We start from the raw sequence: 19,842 nt of genomic DNA on the forward strand, positions 1-19,842 counted from the left end.
GATACCGATTGCGCTGACCACTGCCCTCAGGAAGCAAGCGCCTGCGAGCGCTGGCGCTCGGGCATCTCATAGCGGTGCGGTTGCTGCCAGGCCAGCCGTGCCTGCACGTCGACCGCCGCGTCCATCACCTTCTGTGCCCAGTTTTCGTCTTTCGGGCACACCACCACAACGCGAAAACCGTGGTCGACGCCTTCCAGCCGCACACCTTCGGAATCATCGACATGCAGGTCGATATCGAACGCCGAGGGCAACTTCGAGGGCGAATGCTCAAGGCCGTTCTGGGCCAGGATATGCTGGTGCCGGTCGCTGTTGACCACACCATCGACATGGATGCCATACAGCATCAGCCAGCGCCGGATGTAGGCCGGGGTGCGCCCCGACGAGGTATAGATCCAGATGCTGCAGCCCTGGCGGCGCAGGTCGCGGATCAGCGAGCGCGTGCCACTGCGCAGGGGCTCGCCCAACCAGCGATGGACGAATTTCGGCAGCTTGCTGTCTTCGGCAGCAGCGTGCTCGGGCAGGCAGGCGAGCGTGTCGTCGATATCGAACGAAATGCGTACCTGGCCACGCTTGAGCTTGCGTTCAAGGGCTTGGCGCCCGCGTGCGAACATGGAGTAACGTTGCATCAGCGGCGCCCCTCACAGGCAGGCACGGGCGTGCCGTTCAGGAAGAACTTGCCGGGCTCAGGCGCCTTCTCTTCAAGGAAAGCAGCGTACTTTTTCTTGATCTTGGGTAGTTCGTACAAAGCCTTTACACCGTGTTTAGCGGAGTTGCGTATGACCGAGGACGGGTTGAAGTAACCCTCGGCGTTTTCCAGCGACAGCACGAAAGGCGGCAGCCCGGCACGCATCAGCAGGTAGCTGACGAGGAGCGAACCTGTGCGGTTGTTGCCTTCGATGAACAACTGCGGCTTGCTGAGGATTCGTACATAAACACCGGCTGCCCGCTTCCAAACCGAATCGCTGCGGTACGAGCAGTACCAGTTGTACAAGTCCTTGATGCCACCTTCGACGTTGTTGAAAAAGTGCGCCTCGGTTGCGGCGAGGTGCGGGGCATATTCCAGGCGACGGGCCGGGTCGCTGCCGCACAGCACGGTGGCATTGATTTCCAGCATCAGGTTCAGCTGTTGCAGGTCGAAGAGGTCGATACCGCGAGCGACATAGTCGTCAATCAGGGCGTAGCCTTCAAGCACGTTCAGCAGCACCTCGTCGGTAAACGGATCCCGCGGTTCGGTGAAATGCCGGCTGAGTTCGGCAAAGCGGCCCTGCACCTCGCGCAGTGCGCGCTCTACCGCTGAAAGATCAAGACGACGCGTTGCTCGCATTGGAAATCCCGGGTAACACTTTAACGGAAGGTAACGCGGCCGGGTGCTGCAACCTCCCTGGCTGCAACACCCGGCCACCTTGGGCGTGCCTGACTCAGCTGAACTTGCCGCTGATGTAGTCGCTGGTCAGTTGCTCGCGTGGGTTCTGGAAAATCTGCGCCGTAGGGCCCATCTCGACCAGGTAACCGGTGCGGCTGCCCTGGGAAATATCGACCGAGAAGAACGCCGTGGTGTCAGCCACACGAATCGCCTGTTGCATGTTGTGGGTCACCAGGGCGATGGTGTAGTCCTTCTTCAGCTCGACCATCAACTCTTCCACGCGACGGGTGGCAATAGGGTCGAGTGCCGAGCATGGCTCGTCCAGCAGCAGCACTTCGGGCTCGGTGGCGATGGCGCGGGCAATGCACAGACGCTGCTGCTGGCCGCCGGACAGCGACAGGCCGCTGACCTTGAGCTTGTCCTTCACTTCGTCCCACAGCGCGGCGCCTTGCAAGGCGTGCTTCACGCGGTCACCCAGGTCGCCCTTGTAGCGGTTCAGGCGCAGGCCAAAGGCGACGTTGTCGAAGATGCTCATCGAGAACGGGTTGGGCTGCTGGAACACCATGCCGATGTAGCGGCGCACGACCACCGGGTCAACACCCTTGCCGTAGACATCCTGGCCCAGGAAGTGCACATGGCCTTCAAACCGGAAGCCCTTCACCAGGTCGTTCATGCGGTTGAGGCTACGCAGCACGGTACTCTTGCCGCAGCCCGACGGCCCGATGAAGCCGGTGATCTCGTTCTTCCTGATCGGCACATGGCTGTCACGCACGGCCATGAAGTTGCCGTAGAAAATCTTGTCCAGCTTGCAGTCCATGACGATCGGGGTGGCTTCACTGACCATGGGAGCGGCTCTTTGCGCAGTGGATACGTTCAAGTGGGATGCTCCCTTTCTCAATACTTGGGCTTGCCGAAGACTCGGCTCAGAATGTTGATTACCAGCACGATCATTACCAGCACCAGCGAGGCCGCCCACGCGAGCTCGAGCTGGTTGTCGAATGGCATGCCGGAGAAGTTGTAAATCAGTACGGCGAGCGAGGCCGTAGGGTTCATGACCGCCAGGCTGCCGTCATGGTAGATCCAGTAGTTGCTGAACAATGCGGTGAACAGCAGTGGCGCGGTTTCGCCAGCGGCGCGGGCCACGGCCAGCATGACGCCGGTGAGGATGGCCGGCAGGCCGGTGGGCAGGACGATCTTCCAGATCACCTGGGCCCGGGTGCAGCCCATGCCGTAAGCGGCGTCTTTCATGATCTTGGGCACCATCTTCATCGACTCTTCAGCGGTCAGCACCACGATCGGCAGCATCAGTACTGCCAGGGCCACACCGCCAGCCGGCGCCGAGTAAGTACCGGTGGTCATCACCACCAGGGCGTAGGCAAAAACCCCGGCCAGGATCGACGGCAGGCCGGTGAGCATCTTGGCGGCAAAGCGCGCGGCGTTGGCCAGCTTGCTGTCGGGGCCGAGTTCGGCCAGGAACACTGCTGCCAGGATACCGACCGGTACCGCGATGGCGGCGGCAATGCCGACCATGACGAAGGTACCGGCCATGGCGTTACCAAAACCGCCACCCATCTCGAAGCCGGTCGGCGGCAGCTCGGTGAACACTTCCAGACTCAGGCGTGCACCGCCGCGGGTGATCAGCATGTACAGCACGGAAATCAGCGGCACGCTGGCCACCAGCGCCGCGAGCCATGCCAGGGTGGTCAAAAGCACGCTGCGCAGGGCACGGCCTTCCAGCTTGCGTTGCAGGCTGGGCAATGCGGCTACAGGGGTCGTCAAGTCAGTCATTGTTTGTTACCACGCTGGGCGTAGAGCATGATCATCGAGCCGAGCACGTTCACCAGCAGAGTGATGAACATCAGGACCAGTGCCGCGTACATCAGCACTTCGACCTCGTTCGGGCCGGCTTCCGGGAAGTTCAGCGCCAGCAGCGCCGCCAGGGTGTTGGCCGGGGCGAACAAGGAAAGGGAAATGGTGTTGGCGTTGCCGACCAGCATGGCCAGTGCCATGGTTTCACCGAGCGCGCGGCCCAGGCCCAGCACCAGCGAACCAAAGATACCGGTAGCAGCCGATGGCACCATCACCTTGAGGATGGCTTCCCAGTGGGTAGTACCCATGCCGTAGGCAGCCTGCTTGGTTTTCATCGGTACGCTGGTCAGCGCATCCTGGGAAACGGCAGCGATGGTCGGCAGGATCATGATCGCCAGTACCAGCGCAGCAGGCAGCAGGCCGGGCCCGCTCAGGGAGGTGCCGAAAAACGGGATCCAGCCCAGCTCGCTGTTCAACCAGGCGGTCAGCGGGCGAATCGCCGGGATGACCACGTAGATGCCCCACAGGCCGTAGACCACGCTGGGGATGGCGGCGAGCAGTTCGACGATGGTGCGAAACACCGCGGCGAGCTTGGCCGGAAGGAAATCCTGGGTGAGGAAAATGGCCATGCTCACGCCGAAGAAACCGGCGATCAACAGGGCGATGAAGGCACTGTAAAGCGTGCCCCAGATCGCTGGCAGAATACCGTACTTGCCCTGGTTGACGTCCCAGACGCTGCCGAACAGCACGTCAAAGCCGTGCTTTTCGATGCCGGGCAGTGCCTTGCGGCCCACTTCGTAGACCAGCGCGAAGACCAGCGCCAGTACCAGCACCACACCAATGCGTGCAAGCGCACGGAAGGTGCGATCGACCAGGAAGTCTTTCGCAGACGGTGGCTGGCACGCAGAATCGGGGTTATCCGGTATGGCAAAGGGTGTGTTCATGGGCAAGTTCCGGGACTAGGGACAAACACCCCCGGCATGGCTTCATGCCGATACCGGGAGCGCCTGGGTATTACTGGATGTTGGCAGACGCTTTGCGCACCTGGTCGACAACCGACGCAGGCAGCGGGATGTAACCCATCGAGTCGGCGATGGTCTGGCCTTTGGTCAGGCTGTACTCGACCATTTCACGCATGGCCTTGGCTTTTGCCGGGTTGCCGTTGTCCTTGCGGAAGATCATCCAGGTGTAGGAAGTGATCGGGTAGGACTTGGCACCGTCCGGGTCAGGCAGCCAGGCCACCAGGTTTTCCGGCATGTTCACCGCAGCCAGTGCTTCGGCACCGCTCTCTGCGTTTGGCACGACGTATTGGCCAGCCTTGTTCTGCAGCACGGCGAAGTCGACCTTGGCCAGCTTGGCGAAGCCGTATTCGATGTAGCCGATGGCGCCCGGGGTCTGGCGGACGGTGGCGGTTACGCCATCGTTCTTCGGCGACTTGATGAACTTGTCGGTGGCCGGCCAGTTGACGGTGTTGCCCTCACCCAGCCCTTGCTTGAAGTCAGCGTTGATGGCCGACAGGTGCTTGGTGAAGACCGCAGTGGTACCGCTGGAGTCGGCACGCACGACCACGGTGATCGGGGTAGCTGGCAGTTTCAACTCAGGGTTGGCCGCGGCGATTTGCGGGTCGTTCCACTGGGTGATCTTGCCCAGGAAGATGTTGGAGTACACGTCGCGCGGCAGCTTCAGCCCTTTAGGGTTGCCCGGCAGGTTGTAGGCCAGGACGATTTCACCGGCGGTCATTGGCAGCAACTGCACGCCTTCGCCAACCTTGGCAATGTCTGCTTCGCTCATGGCCGAGTCGCTGGCGGCGAAGTCGACGGTCTTGTTCAGGAAGTCCTGAACGCCCGCCCCGCTGCCCTTGGACTGGTAGTCAACGGTGACGCCAGCAGTGTTCTTGCTGAAGTCCTTGAACCAGGTCAGGTAGATCGGTGCAGGGAAGCTGGCGCCGGAACCTGTCAGGCGAACGTTTTCTGCAGCAAAGGCTGCCGAAGTGGCGCAAAGGGAGACCGCAACGGCGAGTGCAGCAGACTTCATCAGGCGTTTCATCAAAAAGTGCTCCTTGTGATGGCCGGCACACTTTGCATCAGCTGTGTTACAGCTTTGTGACTGTTGAGTGGCAGGCCGCACGGTAGAGCTTTTTGCCTGTGCCATCAGGCACCGTTTGTCCATTGTCCGGCACTCTCGGTGGACGCCTGGCCTCAACCGTGCTGGCAAATCCAGCAGGAGTGAAAACCATGCCACGCGGTGACAAGGACAAATACACAGACAAACAGAAGCGCAAGGCCGAGCACATAGAGGAGAGTTACGAAGACAGGGGTTTGTCGAAAGAAGAGGCCGAAGCCCGTGCCTGGGCCACCGTCAACAAACAGTCCGGAGGTGGCGACAAGAAGGGCGGCTCGGGGAGCCACACGGCTGCCAGCGAAAAGAAGACAGCCCGCTCCGACTCAGCCAAACGCGCGGCCAAGTCACGCCAGGGTCATTCGCGCAGTTCGGGTGCTTCGCTGGAAAGCCAGAGCAAGCAAAGCCTGATGAAGGAAGCGCGCAGCAAAGACATCAAGGGCCGCTCCACCATGACCAAGGCAGAGTTGGTAGAAGCGCTGCGCAAACAAGGTTGAGGGCGCGATGGAAGGCACCGGCGTAGCCGGTGCCATCAACAACGGTATCCCGTCCTTTACCTGGGCTCCACCGAATCAGCCCATACCGACAATACCCGCTTCATCGCCTTCCTGGCCGAGGTTGCGGCATGCGCACTCGAACTCGGCCTGGGCCCGTGTGGAAAAGTTGAGGCTCAAGCGCATCTTTTCTTGTGTGTCGTAAAGGTCATAACCCTCCCCCAGTGCGGCCGGAAAGCCAAGGCGCCGAGGGTAAACCTCTCTGTTTATTGGCACTGCAGGAACCACAACGAAGCGCGTCTGCATGATCATCCCTCTTCGGCAGTGCTTAAGTATTAGTACCGCTATGCCAAAGCATCAAGATGACTCATGCAATATTTTGGTACGGCTATTGGTATTTGCGAGCACCTGATCCCCGTTGCCCCACCAACCCAGCAAGAGATGCAGGCGCCCTATCAACAGTGATCGACGGTTACAGCGTGAACGACAGCGCCTGGCCAAGGAACCTGGCGCTAACCTGATGGCCTGTTTCATTCACGTCGAACGGCTGGCACATGGCCCCCGTGGTCACCACATCACCTGCCTTCAATGTCTGGCCGCGTTCGGCAGCATGGGCATACAGGTGGGCCAGCGACACCAGCGGGTCGGTCGCAGCATCGCCAGACAAGCCGCGGGCGCGTAACTCGCCATCTACGTACACTTCGGTGGTCTCGGCCAGGTCTGCAAGCAAGGGGACGTTGATGCCTGCCCCGAGGCTGTTGCCCACGACCAACGCTTCAAAGCCCACGTTGTCCGCCACGAAGCTTGGCCAGCCGACGCTTTTGCGGTCGACGAAGCGTGAGCGCACCACCTCGAAAGTGACGCAGGTTGCGCGGATATCCTCGCTGGCCGGCACCCGTCCCGCTTGCGGGGGGATATCGCGGTCAAGCACGAAGGCGATCTCGCATTCGATGGTCACAGGTGTCACCGCCGGCAGCTCGATGCGCACACCATCAGCGTGGCAGCGCTTTGCTTCCAGTTGGCCAATCAGCGGCCGGGACAGGTTGGCCGCACGCATGCCTGCGGGGCTGCCGACACCCAGCTTCCACCCGGCACGCTGGCCAGCGGCGGCGGCGAAGAACTGATCCTGGCTGTCATAGCCTTGTTTCAAGGTTTCGGGCCTGAGGCTGGCAGGCAGTTCCGTGAGCAAGTCACCGCTGCGCCAGTGCTGCAGCAACAGGGCCGCAGTACGTTGGGGTACGAAAAGCGAACTGTTCATCAAGACCTCATGGAAATGGGCGATGCGGGGCAACCGATGCTAGGGTCTGAAATTGATAATGATAAATATATTGTCATGATGCCTGGCATCACAAACCGTTATGAAACGACTTCTGGAAGCTGATGCGATCCATGTGTCGCGATTGGGCCGCAACGCGGCCCCACCGGTCTCGACGGTCCTGCAAGGATCCTGGGGCCGCTCTGCGGCCCAATCGCGACACAAGGCCGCTCCCACAGGGATTGCACAGGCCTGACGATCACTGGTCAGCAGAAACCGGCTGCTTCAGCAGCAATACATAAGCCATCGCTGCCACCGCCGCCACCGCAGCACTGATCAGGAACGCCGAGGCAAACGACCCGGTCTGCTGGATGCTGAACCCGGTCACGATCGGCGCCACCGAGCCTGCCAGGTAGCCACCGAAGTTCTGGATCGAGCCAAACGAGGCCACGCGCTGGCTATCGACCACAGTGTTGGCAATCATCCAGGCAGTCGAGCTGGCCATATTCACGCTGAACAGCGCGCAGCACAGCAGCGCCACGCTGAGCATGAAGCCGCTGCCGAACGACAGCGGAACGGTAAATGCCGCCGCCGCGAACAATGCCGTCACCACTACCCGCTTGCGGCTACCCAACACGCTGGCGCCGTTCTTCACCAGGCGGTCGCAGATGCGGCCCGCGACAATGGTGCCCAACGCGCCGAATACATAGGCCAGCGATACCACCCAGGCCGTCTGGTACAGGCTCAAGCCATGCTCACGCTCGAAGTAGCCCGGCAGCCAGGTAAGGTGCAGCCACAGCATGTAGATCACCCCCATGAAGCCCAGTACGGCGCCCCAGGTGCTCTTGTGGCGAAACAGCTCGGTCCAGGCCGCCAGTTGTGCCCGCAGGCTCGGCCTGGCGCTTGCCACCGGCTGTTTATGGGCCTGTGTCGCCAGCAGCCGCTCACGTTCCTCTGCAGGCAGCTCGGCCAGGTAACGCGCCTTGCTTTTGTAGAAGGCAAACCAGCAGGCGGCGACCAGGATGCCGAATACCCCAGTGACAATGAACATGCCGCGCCAGCCCCAGGTGACCATCAGCAGGGTCAGCAACGGTGGGGCCAGGCACGGCCCGATGCAGGTCGATGACAGCACTATGCCCGTCGGTGTGCCGCGCTTTTCGGCCTCGAACCACTCCGCCAGGGCTTTTGCCGCCGACGGGAACATCGGTGCTTCGCCAATCCCCAACACCACCCTCAGGCCGATGAATGCGGAAAAACTGTTGATCAGGCCGGAGGCCGTCTGCGCCACTGACCAGCCCAGCAGTGCCGCCCCCAGCGAGATCTTGCTGCCCAGGCGGTCGATGATCATGCCCAGCGGCAGCTGCGAGAAGGCATACGCCAGGGAAAACGCTGACAGCAAAATGCCCATCTGCGACGGGGTGATGCCCATGTCGCGCTGGATAGACGTATTGGCGATCGACAGCGCACTGCGGTCGACGTAGTTGATGATGCCGATTACCAGCAACAGGCTGACGGTGATGACCTGGTACTTTTTGAACGGGTTCGGGCTGGCGACCGCTTCCCCTGTGGGGACAAGCTCGGCTTGCGCATACTTGGTATTCATGGGCGTTCACTTTTGTTGTTATTGATTGAACAGCGGATTGGCGCCTTACATCGACGCTTCAAGCAACCACTGGTAGTCCTCGGCAGACGCCTCACGCGGGTTGGTCCGATGGCTGTGATCGGCCAACGCGCCCTGGATTATGCGTGGGTACTGCTCTTCGCTGACACCCAGTTCGCGCAGGCCGGTCGGCAGGCCCAACGCGCGGGTCATGTCGCGAATGGCCTGTTCGATCTGGCTTTCGTTTGCCAGCCCCATCGCTTGGGCGATACGCGCCATCTTGTGCTCGTTCAGCACGGTTGCGGCCTTGCGGTTGAACGTGATGACAGCAGGCAGGAAAATTGCGTTGAGGGTGCCATGGTGCAGGCGCGGGTTGATCCCGCCCAACGCATGGCTAAGGCTGTGCACGCAGCCGAGCCCCTTCTGGAAGGCCAGTGCACCTTGCAGTGAAGCGCTCATCATGTTGATACGCCCATCGAGGTTCTGCGGGTCTCGGGTAGCGCTTTCGATAAAGCGCCATGCACGCCACAGGCCGTCCAGGGCGATGCCATCGGCAGGTGGGTTGAACGCGGGCGCCATGAAGGTTTCCAGGCAGTGGGCAATCGCATCCATGCCGGTGGCCGCGGTAAGTTGCGCGGGCAGGCCAAGGGTGAGCGCCGGGTCGCAAATGGCCGCCTTGGGCACCACATGGGGCGAGATCACGCCCACCTTGCGCCCGTCATCGAGAATCAGGATGGCGCCCCGCCCTACCTCGCTGCCGGTCCCGGCCGTGGTGGGTACGGCAATCACCGGCGCGGTTGCCGGCGTGATTCGTGCCAGGCCGCCTTCGATCACCGCAAAGCTTTTCAATGGCCCTTCGTGCCGGGCACACACCGCCACACCCTTGGCCAGGTCGATCGCCGAGCCGCCGCCAATGGCAATGATGCCGTCACAGCCGCACTCCTTGAACATGGCCACGGCTTCACGCACCGCGGTCTCGTGGGGGTTGGGTGGCGTACCGTCATAGATCGGCAGTTGGGCAGCGCTGTCGGCAAAGGTGTTCAACGCAGTATCGACGATACCGGCAGCGCGCACGCCACGGTCGGTCACGATCAAAGGCCTGGTTATACCAATGCGCTCGCACTCGGCAGGCAAGAGGGCAATGGCGCCGATATCGAACTGGATCTGGGTAATGTAGTTGATCAGGGACATAAGGCTCAGCAGGCTCCTGGCATTGTTGTTATGGGCGGTTCAGCCGCACTGGATGCGACACCGTGCAGCGCCAGTATAGGAATGCGCGCCTGGCCATGGTATTGAGAACAATCCATAGCGGTATAACCAGGACACATACCCGATGACCCCATCACTTAACTCGATCATGTCCAGGCTGCATGCCCGCCACCTGCGCCTGCTCATCGAGCTGGACGAGCACCGCTCGCTGCTGGGTGCAGCAGGCAGCGTCGGGCTTACCCAGCCCGGCGCCAGCAAAGCGCTGCAGGAAATCGAAACCACCTTCGGTACGGTGTTGTTCAACCGCACCAACCGCGGACTGGAACCCACTGCCGCCGGGCACTGCGCCATCCGCTACGCGCGTGTGGTGCAAACCGATATTTCCAACCTGCGCCATGACCTGGATGCAATCCTGCGCGGTGTGGGCGGCCGGCTGGCGGTGGGCGCCATCATGGGCGCGGTGCCATTGCTGATGCGGGCCGTATCACAGCTGGCCAGTATCCAGCCGCAGATGTCGTTCGAGATCATCGAAGACACCAGCCAGTCGCTGCTGGCACAGATCGAAAGCGGCCGGCTGGACATTGCCCTGTGCCGCACCAGCGTCAGCAATACGCCGCAGCTGTTTGCCAGCACCTTTGTCCAGGATGAGACGCTGGCGGTCATCGCCAATGTCGACCACCCGCTCAAACACGCCCAAACCGTCAGCCTTGCCGAGTTGGCCGAAAGCCGCTGGATCGTATACCGGGCCAACATGCCGATGCGCGTGCAACTGGAGCGTGAATTCCACGACGCCGGGCTGCGCTTCCCGCTGCACCTGGTTGAAACCACCTCGATCCTGGCGACATTGTCGCTGCTGCAGGACCGCCCCGACTTTGTGGCGTTGGTGTCGATTGACGTGGCCCGGCAATGCGCGATGAACCAGCAAGTGCGCATACTGCCCCTGGCCATGGGCTCGGTCAGCGACCCCTACGAGCTGGTCACCCGCAAAGGCAGCCAGACGACGCCGGCCATGGACACACTCACCGAACTGCTGTTGCAAGGCGGACAGCACAACAACAGTTAGTTGTGTTTTCAGGCAGGAGCAGCCCATCGCAGGCATCTAGGTGATCGTCATCGTCTCCGCTGCCGACCCTTCGCGTGGGCAGATTCCGCAAACCACTACTGCCTGCTTGAAGACATCCGCCTGCAAGGCACCCCAGAACAGCACCGCTTCGTCTACTAGCTGGTACTGCAAGGCCAGGCTGCTGGCAGACCGCGCCGAGTGGGCCTGAGTGAAACGCGCGGCTAAACCGGCAGCTCTGTGGTCAGCTTGATCTTTTCCATCGGCACTTCGGTCTTCACGTTCTGCACCACGCTCAGGCTGGTCAGGTGCTTGATCTGGAAGCGTCGATAGGCTTCCAGGTCTGCCGCCACCACCCGCAACAGCAAGTCGCAATCGCCCGCCATCACATGGCACTCCACCACTTCAGGCAACTGCCGCACGGCCTCGACAAACTCGTCGGTGGTGTCCTGGTCCTGGCGCTTGAGCCACACCCGCACGAACAGGGTCAGGCCCAGCGCTACCTTGGCCGGGTCCAGCAACGCCACATAGCGCTCGATCACCCCGGCCTCTTCCAGCAGGCGCACCCGTCGCAGGCACGGCGAAGCAGACAACCCCACCTGCTTGGCCAGCTCCTGGTTCTGCAACCTGCCGTCGCGCTGCAGCGCGCGCAGGATGCGCCGGTCGATGGCGTCGAGCTTGATTGGCATTGACAGACCTCATTATCGATATTGTCGGTAGCAGATTCTAAATGCCAATCGTATCAGCGCAACTACGCAAGCCAATTTCAGCGGTTCATTGGAATAATTTGCCTCCACTGGAGGTGACCATGAATACCCTTGAACCTGTACTGAACGATCCCCCTACCACCACGCCACAAAGCGAACGGCGCCGGGGTGCCGTTGCCGCCCTGCCGGTGCAGCTGGGGTTCATCCCTTTTGCCCTTGTCCTCGGCGCGCAGGTCGGGCCGCTGCTCGGCGACCTACGCAGCTGTGGCTTCGACATGGCGTTCGCCGCGGTCTTCCTGGCGCTGCTCAAGGGTATGTGGAGGGGCGTACACGCCGCCCTGGCCTGGCTGTTCAGCCTGATCACTGCCGCACTGTTCTACCTGCTGATTCCCGGTGGCTGGTACGTGCTCGCGGGTACCGTGGCCGGTCTGGTGACCGCTTACCTGTGGGCCAAGCCATACATGGCCGTGGCCACCTACCTGACCCGGGCGCTGGGCTTTGTACTGCTGCGCAACCGTACCCTGGGGCCGCAGCTGACCCAGGTGCTGAACGCCGCACCCGGCTGCGTGCTGATTGCCGTGATCGCACCCAAGTTTGTCTCCGGGCACCCGGCGGACCTTATTGCGCTGGGGCTTACCGTCTACGCAGCTTCGAGGTTCTCTCTCTTGCCGGTGGTGGTGTTTGCCATCGTGATGACGGGGGTGCTACGCATGGTGATGCCGGCATGATCCGCTGCGGCACCTACACTCCATTGACACAAATCAAGCCCTCGCGCCGGGTTCGCGCGACGATGGCTGCAAGCAAGGAATGACTCAAGCACCGCCAGGCGCACAGTGCACAACCCTCGAACACTGTGCGCGGCCTTGGACAAGGAGCCCCACATGAACCCGCTGAAACACATACTGGTAGCCACCGACCTGTCCCCCCATGCCCGCAACGCAGCGGAGCGCGCTGCCTACCTGAGCAACGCGCAGCAGGCCTCACTGGACCTGCTCTACGTTGCCAACCCGGCGCCCTTCGAACGCCTCAAGCAGTTGGTGGCGCCTGATGACGACCTGCTGAAGCGCATGCTGGCTAGCGCCGCCGAGAAAACCCGCGCACTGGCAGCCCTGCTGTTCCAGCGCTACAACATTTCCGCGGGTGTGCAGGTCGCCAGCGGGTCGGTGATCACGGAAATCACCCGGGTGGTGCAAGACAAACACAGCGACCTGCTGGTATGCGGCGCCAAGGGCCAGAGCATGGCGCGGCGCCTGCTGCTGGGTTCAACCGTGCAGAAAATGCTCAACCACATGCCCTGCCCTTTACTGGTGGTCAAGCCGGCCCCTCGTGATACCTATCGCACGGTGCTGGTGCCGGTCGATTTCTCTCCCGCTTCGCTGCGCGCCATCAAACTGGCCAGGGCCATTGCCCCACAGGCCGAAATCATTCTGCTGCATGTGTACGAAGCCCCGTTCGAAGGCAGCGTGCGTTTCGCCCATATCGACCACGACACCCTCACCCATTACCGCAATGTCATCCGCAAGGACGCACAGGCACAACTCGCTGCATTGAGTGAGGCCGCGGGCATTGCCGATGCACGGCAGATTCTGGAGCACGGTGACCCTGGCTGGCGCATTGCCGAGCAGGAGCAGGAGCTGGAGTGCGACCTGATCGTAGTCGGCAAGCAGGGTGCAAGCGCGCTGGAGGAGCTATTGGTTGGCAGCGTCACCAAGCATGTACTGAGCGAATCGCAGTGTGACGTGCTGGTGGCCCCATAGGCTGCAGGAGGGCCGACCAACGCTACTCCAGGTAGTGGTGCAGCGCCCGCGTCAGCCCGTCGAATACCTGCACAACCCGCCTTACCCGGCGCAAATCATGGTGCATGGCAACCCAGATATCGACGCGGAAAGCCACTTCACCCGGCAGCACCTGCACCAGCCCGTGCTGCCTCGCCAACTGGTTGGCACATACGCCAATACCGAGCCCCGCCCTGAGCGCTGCAAACTGGGCCAGATGGCAGTCGGTGCGGACAACGCTGCTCGCCAGGCTGCAGGCAAGGCCCTGCTGCCCTAGGAACGCAAGCTCTGTCAGGTTGCGGTCTGGGCCAATCAGCGGGTAACGGCCCAGGTCATCGAGACTGCGCGGGGTGCCTTTGTCCGCAAGCAACGCTTCGGTTGCGTACAGCCCCACCCGCAGGTCCCCCACATGCCGCGTAACGACCGTCGCCTCGGTGGGCCGACGAATGCGCACTGCTACATCGGCCTCCTGCAACGCCAGGTCTTCCATGCGATTTGAAACGCTAAGCTCCAACGCCAACCCGGGGCTCGCATCGCGCAGCGCTCGCAGCATTGGCGGCAGCACCTCGACACCCAGCAGTTGGCTGGCAGTGACCCGTACGGTGCCGCCGGCCTCACTGGCCTGGGCGGAAGCCGCGCGGGCGAAGGCTTCGGCGGCCAGCGCCATGGACTCGGCATGCGCGACCAGATCCCTGGCGGTGTCGGTCGGCATCAACCCTGCTGGCGAGCGGACAAACAGGCTGGTACCGACGCTGTGCTCCAGCGCGTCGATCCGGCGCCGCGCCGTAGCCTGAGCAATCCCCAGCGCACGGGCGGCGGCAGAAAGGCTGCCAGTTCGAAGGACGGCGAGGAAAACCCGCTGGGTTTCCCACTGTAGTTGCGGGGCGTTCATACATTTCCTATGAGCAGGTAGGCAGCTTTGATCAGTTTCAATCAAGCAGAATCTGCCGCATCCTTTACCAGACCCGCTTCATCAATCAAGCGCCCCAGGCGTGAACAAGGAAGAAAACGACCATGCAACTTGCCGGTGAGTGCCGCTGCGGCGCTGTTACCTACCACTCCACAACCACGCTGCAGGCGGCGGTGTATGCCTGCCATTGCCAGCATTGCCAGGCATGGAGCGGCAGCAGCTTTGCGCTGCACGCCCTGCTACCAGAAGACGCGTTCACGCTGAACGGCCCCATGGTCGAATATCAGTACGAGCAGATGGGGCAGCAATCGCGGCACTACCTGTGCGCGACATGCCACACCCGCATCTACAACACCACCTCGGCCGCACCTGGGCTGTGGGTACTCAGGGCTGGCACACTGCATGAACGCGCTGCGCTGCAGCCTGTTGCGCATATCTGGGTCAGGCACAAGCAACCTTGGCTGGCTTTGCCTGCCGGTACACCGGCCTGGGAAGAAAGCCCTACTGCTGAAGCATTCGCGGCTGCCTTAGGCGGGCATCGCACGTAAAATCGCTATATAGTTTTATACACAGCAAACCTTGAAAGACCAGGCGTTTCATCGATTGCGCTGATGATGACTATCAAGCGGCCTGCCTGTCGGCCTGGCAGGCCATCCCTATAATCGCCTGCAAATCCCTCCGCTCCTGCGCCTGCTACAGGCGACATCCCTCATGGAACCGACCCCCATGCCAAGCAACCGCCAGGCCCGTCGCGGCCTTCCCGAACATAATCAACAGAGTGTCACGCAGCAATGGCTGGCAATCCTCTCTGTGGCCGTGGGTGCCTTCGCCCTGGTCACCAGCGAGTTCCTCCCGGTGGGGGTGCTCAACGATGTGGCCAGTGACCTTGGCATCAGTGCAGGCCTTGCCGGCCTGATGGTGACCCTGCCCGGCATCATGGCCGCGCTGGCCGCGCCGTTGATTTCCGTGGGTGTCGGTGCGCTGGACCGGCGCTACCTGCTGATTGGGCTGACGCTGATCATGATCATCGCCAACACCATCGTGGCCTACGCCGTCGACTTCAACCTGCTGTTGGTCGGCCGCGTGCTGCTGGGTGTCAGTATCGGTGGCTTCTGGGCGACCGCCATCGCCCTCAGCGGCCGCCTGGCTCCCGACGGCATGGGCGTGGCCAAGGCCAACTCTATCATCATGGCCGGCGTAACCCTGGCGACCGTGGTGGGCGTGCCAGTGGGCACCTGGCTCAGCGGCCTGATGGGCTGGCGCATGACTTTCCTGGTCACCGCACTGGTGGGCATACCCGTGCTGCTGGCGCAGGTATTCCTGCTGCCGCGGCTGCTGCCGGAAAAGGCTATTCGCATCAGCGACCTGCCAGCCTTGTTCATCAACCCGCAAGCACGGGTAGGCTTGATCGCCGTGCTGCTGATCGGCCTGGCGCACTTTGCCGCGTACACCTATGTTGCCCCGTTCTTCAAACAGAATGCCGGCTTTGACGGGCCTACGATTGGCTCGCTGTTGCTGCTGTATGGCGTAGCCGGGTTCATGGGCAACATTTTCGCGGGCTACGCTGCCAACCGCAGCGTGCGGCATACCCTGATGCTGGTCGCGCTCATGATTGCTGTCAGCACCGCCCTGTTCCCGCACTTCGCCACCGGCATGACCGGCGCCGCCATGCTGATCGCGCTGTGGGGCTTCGCCTTCGGTGCGTTCCCGGCCTGCGCCAACATCTGGATGTTCGTGGTGGCACCCAAGGATGTTGAACGTGGCATGCCGCTGTTCGTGGCCATGTTCCAGGTGATCATTGCGCTGGGCTCGTTCTTCGGCGGGCAGGTGGTCGACCATATGGGCACCGCAGTGCTGTTGAGCCTGGCCACCGCGTTGGTGGGCTGTGGTTTCGTCACCGTGCTGGTGCTGGGGCGCAACGTCAGCAATAGCCTGGCGGCGCAGCCAGGCTGAGTAGCAGCCTGGAGCGACTGCGGAAAGCTTGAGCTATTGAAGACCGAGGCGCTTGCTTCGCGGGCACGCCCGCTCCCACAGGTGCCGTGCCGGCTTCAGGCTTACGCATTCCCTGTAGGAGCGGCTTTAGCCGCGAACACCGGCGAAGCCGGTGCCATCCACCGCGCTGGATTCTTCGCGGGTGAACCCGCTCCCACAGGGCTAGTGGCAGACAGGCTTATCCCACGCCAGGTTCATGCCGCTCGGGCCGCCGTGGTTGCCTGCCGCAGATCACCGGAACCTCCGCGCCGCGAGCCCTGGCCAGCAGTTCCTCTGTGTCATCGCCCCCGGGCAGCGCGAGCAACAGATCAGGGCGGCTGTCATTGAGCATGAACAGGTTGCGCAGACGTTCAGCTTGCTTGCCGTGCAATTGCCAGTTTGGCGGATAACGTACCAGATCGGCACCGTGCTCACGTGCCCAGCTTTCGATCTCGCCGCCCAGGAACTGGCTGCCACCGTGGATCAACACCCGGATCGGCCGCTGGCGCTGAACGTCATCCAGGGCCTGGCGGCAGCGCCGGGTGTCGGCATAGTTGCGTCCCGCACAGATCAGTACTCGCATGGCCTGCTCTCCTCGCCTGGCTCAGAACCATTGCCCGAAGCGGCGGATGTAGAGGGTCTTCATCCCTTGCGCGACCACGCAATAGCCCAGCAGGGTAGCAACCAGCCAAGGGAAGTATTCCCACGGCAGCGGCACCAGGCCGACCATCGCGCCCACCGGCGAGAACGGGATGTAGATCCCCAATGCCATCACCAGCCCCGTTGCCAGCACCACCGGCAACGCAGCGGTGCTTTGGAAGAACGGCACCTTGCGGGTGCGCAGCATGTGTACCACCAAGGTCTGTGACAGCAACCCTTCGATGAACCAGCCAGACTGGAACAGCGCCTGCATCTCGACGCTGTTGGCGGCGAACACATACCACATCAAGGCAAAGGTGGTGATGTCGAAGATCGACGAGGTCGGGCCGATCCACAGCATGAAGCGGCCGATGTTGCGGGCATCCCATTTGCGTGGCTTGCTGAGAAACTCCTTGTCCATGCGGTCCCACGGCAACGACAGCTGGGAGAAGTCGTACATCAGGTTCTGCAGCAACAGGTGAATTGCCAGCATCGGCAGGAAGGGAATGAACGCACTGGCCACCAAAACCGAGAAAACGTTGCCAAAGTTGGAGCTGGCAGTCATGCACAGGTACTTCATGATATTGCCGAAGGTTTCGCGGCCTTTGAGCACCCCCTCCTCCAGCACCATCAGGCTCTTTTCCAGCAGGATGATATCGGCCGACTCCTTGGCGATGTCGGTGCCGCTGTCTACCGAGATACCCACGTCGGCATCGCGCAGGGCTGCGGCGTCGTTGATGCCGTCGCCGAGGAAGCCCACCGTGTGACCATTGGCTTGCAAGGCCTTGAGCACACGTGATTTCTGCAGCGGGGTGAGCTTGGCAAAGACCGTGCGCTCCTCAACCTGAAGCTTCAGGGTGGTGTCGTCCATGCGCTCGATGTCCTGGCCGAGCAGTGGCAGGCCTGGCTCCAGGCCCACCTCACGGCAGACCTTGCAGGTAACCACCGGGTTGTCGCCGGTCAGCACCTTCACCCGCACGCCCATGTCGCGCAGGGCGGCGATGGCCGGGCCGGCAGTTTCCTTGGGTGGGTCGAGGAAGGTCAGGAAGCCCTGGATCACCAGGTCGCGCTCATCGTCGGTGTGGTACTGCGCCTTGCCTTGGGCAGCCGGGATCTCGCGGGTGGCGACCACCAGCACACGGAAGCCATCCTGGTTGTAGGCCTCGGCGCTGGCCAGAAGCTGCTGGCGACGGAGCGGGTCCAGGGCAACGACGCTGTCGCCTTCCTGCACATGGGTGGCGATAGCGAGCATTTCCTCGACCGCGCCCTTGCTGACCAGCAGGTGATCACCCAAGGCGTTTTTCACCACCACCGACAGGCGACGGCGGATGAAATCGAACGGCAGTTCGTCGACCTTTGTGTAGGCATAAGGCACCTTGAACTCACAGTCCTGGCCAGCGAAATGCAGCACGGCCTGGTCCATCAGGTTGCGGATGCCGCTCTGGTGATGGCTGTTGAGCCAGGCCAGTTCAAGAATATGCCGGTCGCGCTGGCCGTCGAAGCCCACGTGGTGTTCGAGGATGATCCGGTCCTGGGTGAGCGTGCCGGTCTTGTCGGTGCACAGTACGTCCATGGAGCCCAGGTTCTGGATGGCGTTCAGGCGCTTGACCACCACCTTGCGCCGGGCCATGGCCACGGCGCCCTTGGCCAGGTTGGCGCTGACGATCATCGGCAGCATTTCCGGGGTCAGGCCCACTGCCACGGCAAGCGCGAAGAGGAAGGCATCACCCCAGTCGCCCTTGACCACACCGTTGATCATGAACACCACCGGCACCATCACCAGCATGAAGCGGATCAGCAGGCTGCTGACGCTGTTCACACCGCGGTCGAAGGCGGTCTGGCTACGGGAACCGGCAATGGCTTTGGCCAGCGAGCCGAAGTAGGTACGTCGACCGGTGGCGACCACCACGGCGCGGGCGCGGCCGCTGACCACGTTGGTGCCCATGAAGCAGATGTTCGGCAGCTCGAGCAGGTTGCCCTGGTCAGCACCATGCCCGGTTGCGGACTTCTGCGCGACATTGCCCAAGGTGTCGTACTTCTCGACCGGCAGCGCTTCGCCGGTGAGCACCGCCTGGCTGATGAACAGGTCGCGCGATTCGAGCAGACGAATGTCGGCAGGGATCATGTCGCCTGCAGAAAGCTGCACGATGTCGCCGGCCACCAGTTCGTCCATGGGCACTTCGCGCAGTCGCGGGGCCTGCCCGACCTGCTCGCGGCGCAGCACGGTGGCGGTGGTACGCACCATGGCCTTGAGCGCGTCGGCGGCCTTGTTCGAGCGGTATTCCTGCCAGAAGCGCAGCAGGCTGCTGAGGCTGACCATGGTCATGATGATGATGACCTTGGTCAGGTCGGCGTCGTCTGTTTCGCCGGCGCTGACCGGCAACCAGTAGTCGGTGACGAAGCTGATCCCGGCCAGGGTCAGCAGTACATAGATGAACGGGTTGTGCAGGGCCTTGAGCAATTGCACCAGGGCGTGGGGTTGCGGGTCGTGGGCGACCTGGTTGGCCCCATCGCGCTCCAGGCGCTTGCCGGCTTCGTGCTCGGTCAGGCCCTGCTCGCTGGCATCCAGGTTGGCGAGGGTGACCGCCAGGCCATTGCGCGCTTCACAGGCGGCGCGGGTAGACAGGCGGGTTTCGCGTTCGGCCTTGGCCGATGAGGTGTTGCGGTGTTTGACAGTCATGTTGCTGTGCTCCTGCCGCTGCAGCGGCACGACACACAGACGTATCACTCAGGCGGTGAACGAAGGCATGTCGGGTCGCAGAAAAATACTGGGCTTTTCCGACAGTTGTCTGTCCGCTGCCGAGGGTCGGAAGTTGTTTCGGCAGCGAACTTTCTACTCGCGCAGTCCATGGTTTGATTCCTTTTGATAAATACCGGGCAATAGCTGCCCGCGAACTTTTAATTTAAAAAGTTCGAGAGCAAAGATACCGTT

Annotated in this window: 20 protein-coding genes; 6 read left to right on the plus strand and 14 right to left on the minus strand. The window is 62.2% G+C overall.

Annotated features, from left to right (window positions below):
- Positions 1-26 precede the first annotated feature (26 nt).
- The 6 genes from SB765_RS15745 to pstS form a co-directional block, all read right to left on the minus strand.
- On the minus strand, positions 27-626 hold the full coding sequence (locus SB765_RS15745) for a hypothetical protein (protein WP_341795905.1): 600 nt from the start codon (positions 624-626) through the stop codon (positions 27-29).
- Positions 626-1,324: a hypothetical protein gene (locus SB765_RS15750; protein WP_341795906.1), complete on the minus strand. Its 699-nt coding sequence runs from the start codon at positions 1,322-1,324 to the stop codon at positions 626-628. The genes SB765_RS15745 and SB765_RS15750 overlap by 1 nt, the downstream gene beginning before the upstream one ends.
- Positions 1,325-1,418: 94 nt before the next feature.
- Positions 1,419-2,207, minus strand: coding sequence for a phosphate ABC transporter ATP-binding protein PstB (pstB, locus tag SB765_RS15755; protein ID WP_016500238.1), 789 nt, complete (start codon positions 2,205-2,207; stop codon positions 1,419-1,421).
- Positions 2,208-2,257: 50 nt separating this feature from the next.
- Positions 2,258-3,151: a phosphate ABC transporter permease PstA gene (pstA, locus tag SB765_RS15760; RefSeq protein ID WP_016486166.1), complete on the minus strand. Its 894-nt coding sequence runs from the start codon at positions 3,149-3,151 to the stop codon at positions 2,258-2,260.
- Positions 3,148-4,116, minus strand: a complete 969-nt coding sequence (gene pstC, locus SB765_RS15765) for a phosphate ABC transporter permease subunit PstC (RefSeq protein WP_016486165.1) — start codon at positions 4,114-4,116, stop codon at positions 3,148-3,150. Before pstC ends, pstA begins: the two co-directional genes overlap by 4 nt.
- A gap of 70 nt (positions 4,117-4,186) precedes the next feature.
- Positions 4,187-5,218, minus strand: a complete 1,032-nt coding sequence (gene pstS, locus SB765_RS15770) for a phosphate ABC transporter substrate-binding protein PstS (RefSeq protein WP_341795907.1) — start codon at positions 5,216-5,218, stop codon at positions 4,187-4,189.
- 188 nt (positions 5,219-5,406) lie between these two features.
- Between pstS and SB765_RS15775 the strand changes: the two genes are divergently transcribed.
- Complete coding sequence (locus SB765_RS15775) at positions 5,407-5,787, plus strand: termination factor Rho (RefSeq protein ID WP_341798896.1); 381 nt, start codon at positions 5,407-5,409, stop codon at positions 5,785-5,787.
- A 75-nt stretch (positions 5,788-5,862) separates the two neighbouring features.
- On the opposite strand, the gene SB765_RS15780 is transcribed toward SB765_RS15775, so the two are convergent.
- The 4 genes from SB765_RS15780 to SB765_RS15795 all read right to left on the minus strand — a co-directional run bounded on the left by SB765_RS15780 (position 5,863) and on the right by SB765_RS15795 (position 9,830).
- A complete protein-coding gene (locus SB765_RS15780) occupies positions 5,863-6,096 on the minus strand; it encodes a hypothetical protein (protein WP_341795908.1) in 234 nt (77 codons plus the stop codon).
- Between the two features lie 160 nt (positions 6,097-6,256).
- The gene (locus tag SB765_RS15785; RefSeq protein WP_341795909.1) at positions 6,257-7,042 is read right to left on the minus strand and encodes a 2-keto-4-pentenoate hydratase; all 786 of its coding nucleotides are present in this window, start codon (positions 7,040-7,042) and stop codon (positions 6,257-6,259) included.
- 256 nt (positions 7,043-7,298) lie between these two features.
- The gene (locus SB765_RS15790) at positions 7,299-8,642 is read right to left on the minus strand and encodes an MFS transporter (protein WP_341795910.1); all 1,344 of its coding nucleotides are present in this window, start codon (positions 8,640-8,642) and stop codon (positions 7,299-7,301) included.
- A gap of 45 nt (positions 8,643-8,687) precedes the next feature.
- On the minus strand, positions 8,688-9,830 hold the full coding sequence (locus SB765_RS15795) for an iron-containing alcohol dehydrogenase (protein WP_410910479.1): 1,143 nt from the start codon (positions 9,828-9,830) through the stop codon (positions 8,688-8,690).
- Between the two features lie 142 nt (positions 9,831-9,972).
- Here SB765_RS15795 and SB765_RS15800 point away from each other — a divergent pair, with 142 nt between their 5' ends.
- A complete protein-coding gene (locus SB765_RS15800; RefSeq protein ID WP_341795912.1) occupies positions 9,973-10,911 on the plus strand; it encodes a LysR family transcriptional regulator in 939 nt (312 codons plus the stop codon).
- Positions 10,912-11,132: 221 nt separating this feature from the next.
- Here the strand turns inward: SB765_RS15800 and SB765_RS15805 are convergent, their stop codons facing one another.
- Positions 11,133-11,597 (minus strand): Lrp/AsnC family transcriptional regulator, encoded by a 465-nt coding sequence (locus SB765_RS15805; protein WP_012272789.1) that lies wholly within the window; start codon positions 11,595-11,597, stop codon positions 11,133-11,135.
- 479 nt (positions 11,598-12,076) lie between these two features.
- Here SB765_RS15805 and SB765_RS15810 point away from each other — a divergent pair, with 479 nt between their 5' ends.
- Both SB765_RS15810 and SB765_RS15815 read left to right on the plus strand, forming a co-directional pair.
- Positions 12,077-12,343 (plus strand): AzlD family protein, encoded by a 267-nt coding sequence (locus SB765_RS15810; RefSeq protein WP_341798897.1) that lies wholly within the window; start codon positions 12,077-12,079, stop codon positions 12,341-12,343.
- A gap of 153 nt (positions 12,344-12,496) precedes the next feature.
- Complete coding sequence (locus tag SB765_RS15815; protein ID WP_410910478.1) at positions 12,497-13,372, plus strand: universal stress protein; 876 nt, start codon at positions 12,497-12,499, stop codon at positions 13,370-13,372.
- Positions 13,373-13,394: 22 nt separating this feature from the next.
- Here the strand turns inward: SB765_RS15815 and SB765_RS15820 are convergent, their stop codons facing one another.
- Positions 13,395-14,282, minus strand: a complete 888-nt coding sequence (locus SB765_RS15820; protein ID WP_341795914.1) for a LysR family transcriptional regulator — start codon at positions 14,280-14,282, stop codon at positions 13,395-13,397.
- A gap of 122 nt (positions 14,283-14,404) precedes the next feature.
- Here SB765_RS15820 and SB765_RS15825 point away from each other — a divergent pair, with 122 nt between their 5' ends.
- A complete protein-coding gene (locus tag SB765_RS15825; protein WP_341795915.1) occupies positions 14,405-14,848 on the plus strand; it encodes a GFA family protein in 444 nt (147 codons plus the stop codon).
- Between the two features lie 178 nt (positions 14,849-15,026).
- Positions 15,027-16,253 carry an MFS transporter gene (locus tag SB765_RS15830; RefSeq protein WP_041167770.1) on the plus strand — a complete coding sequence of 409 codons (1,227 nt, stop codon included), beginning with the start codon at positions 15,027-15,029 and terminating at the stop codon, positions 16,251-16,253.
- A 217-nt stretch (positions 16,254-16,470) separates the two neighbouring features.
- Here SB765_RS15830 and SB765_RS15835 read toward each other — a convergent pair whose 3' ends face one another.
- On the minus strand, positions 16,471-16,854 hold the full coding sequence (locus tag SB765_RS15835; RefSeq protein ID WP_341795916.1) for a DUF2493 domain-containing protein: 384 nt from the start codon (positions 16,852-16,854) through the stop codon (positions 16,471-16,473).
- 21 nt (positions 16,855-16,875) lie between these two features.
- Positions 16,876-19,590, minus strand: coding sequence for a magnesium-translocating P-type ATPase (gene mgtA / locus SB765_RS15840; RefSeq protein WP_410931551.1), 2,715 nt, complete (start codon positions 19,588-19,590; stop codon positions 16,876-16,878).
- Between the last annotated feature and the right edge of the window lie 252 nt (positions 19,591-19,842).

Source organism: Pseudomonas sp. SIMBA_067 (genome assembly GCF_046534675.1).
Classification (GTDB): Bacteria; Pseudomonadota; Gammaproteobacteria; order Pseudomonadales; family Pseudomonadaceae; genus Aquipseudomonas; species Aquipseudomonas putida.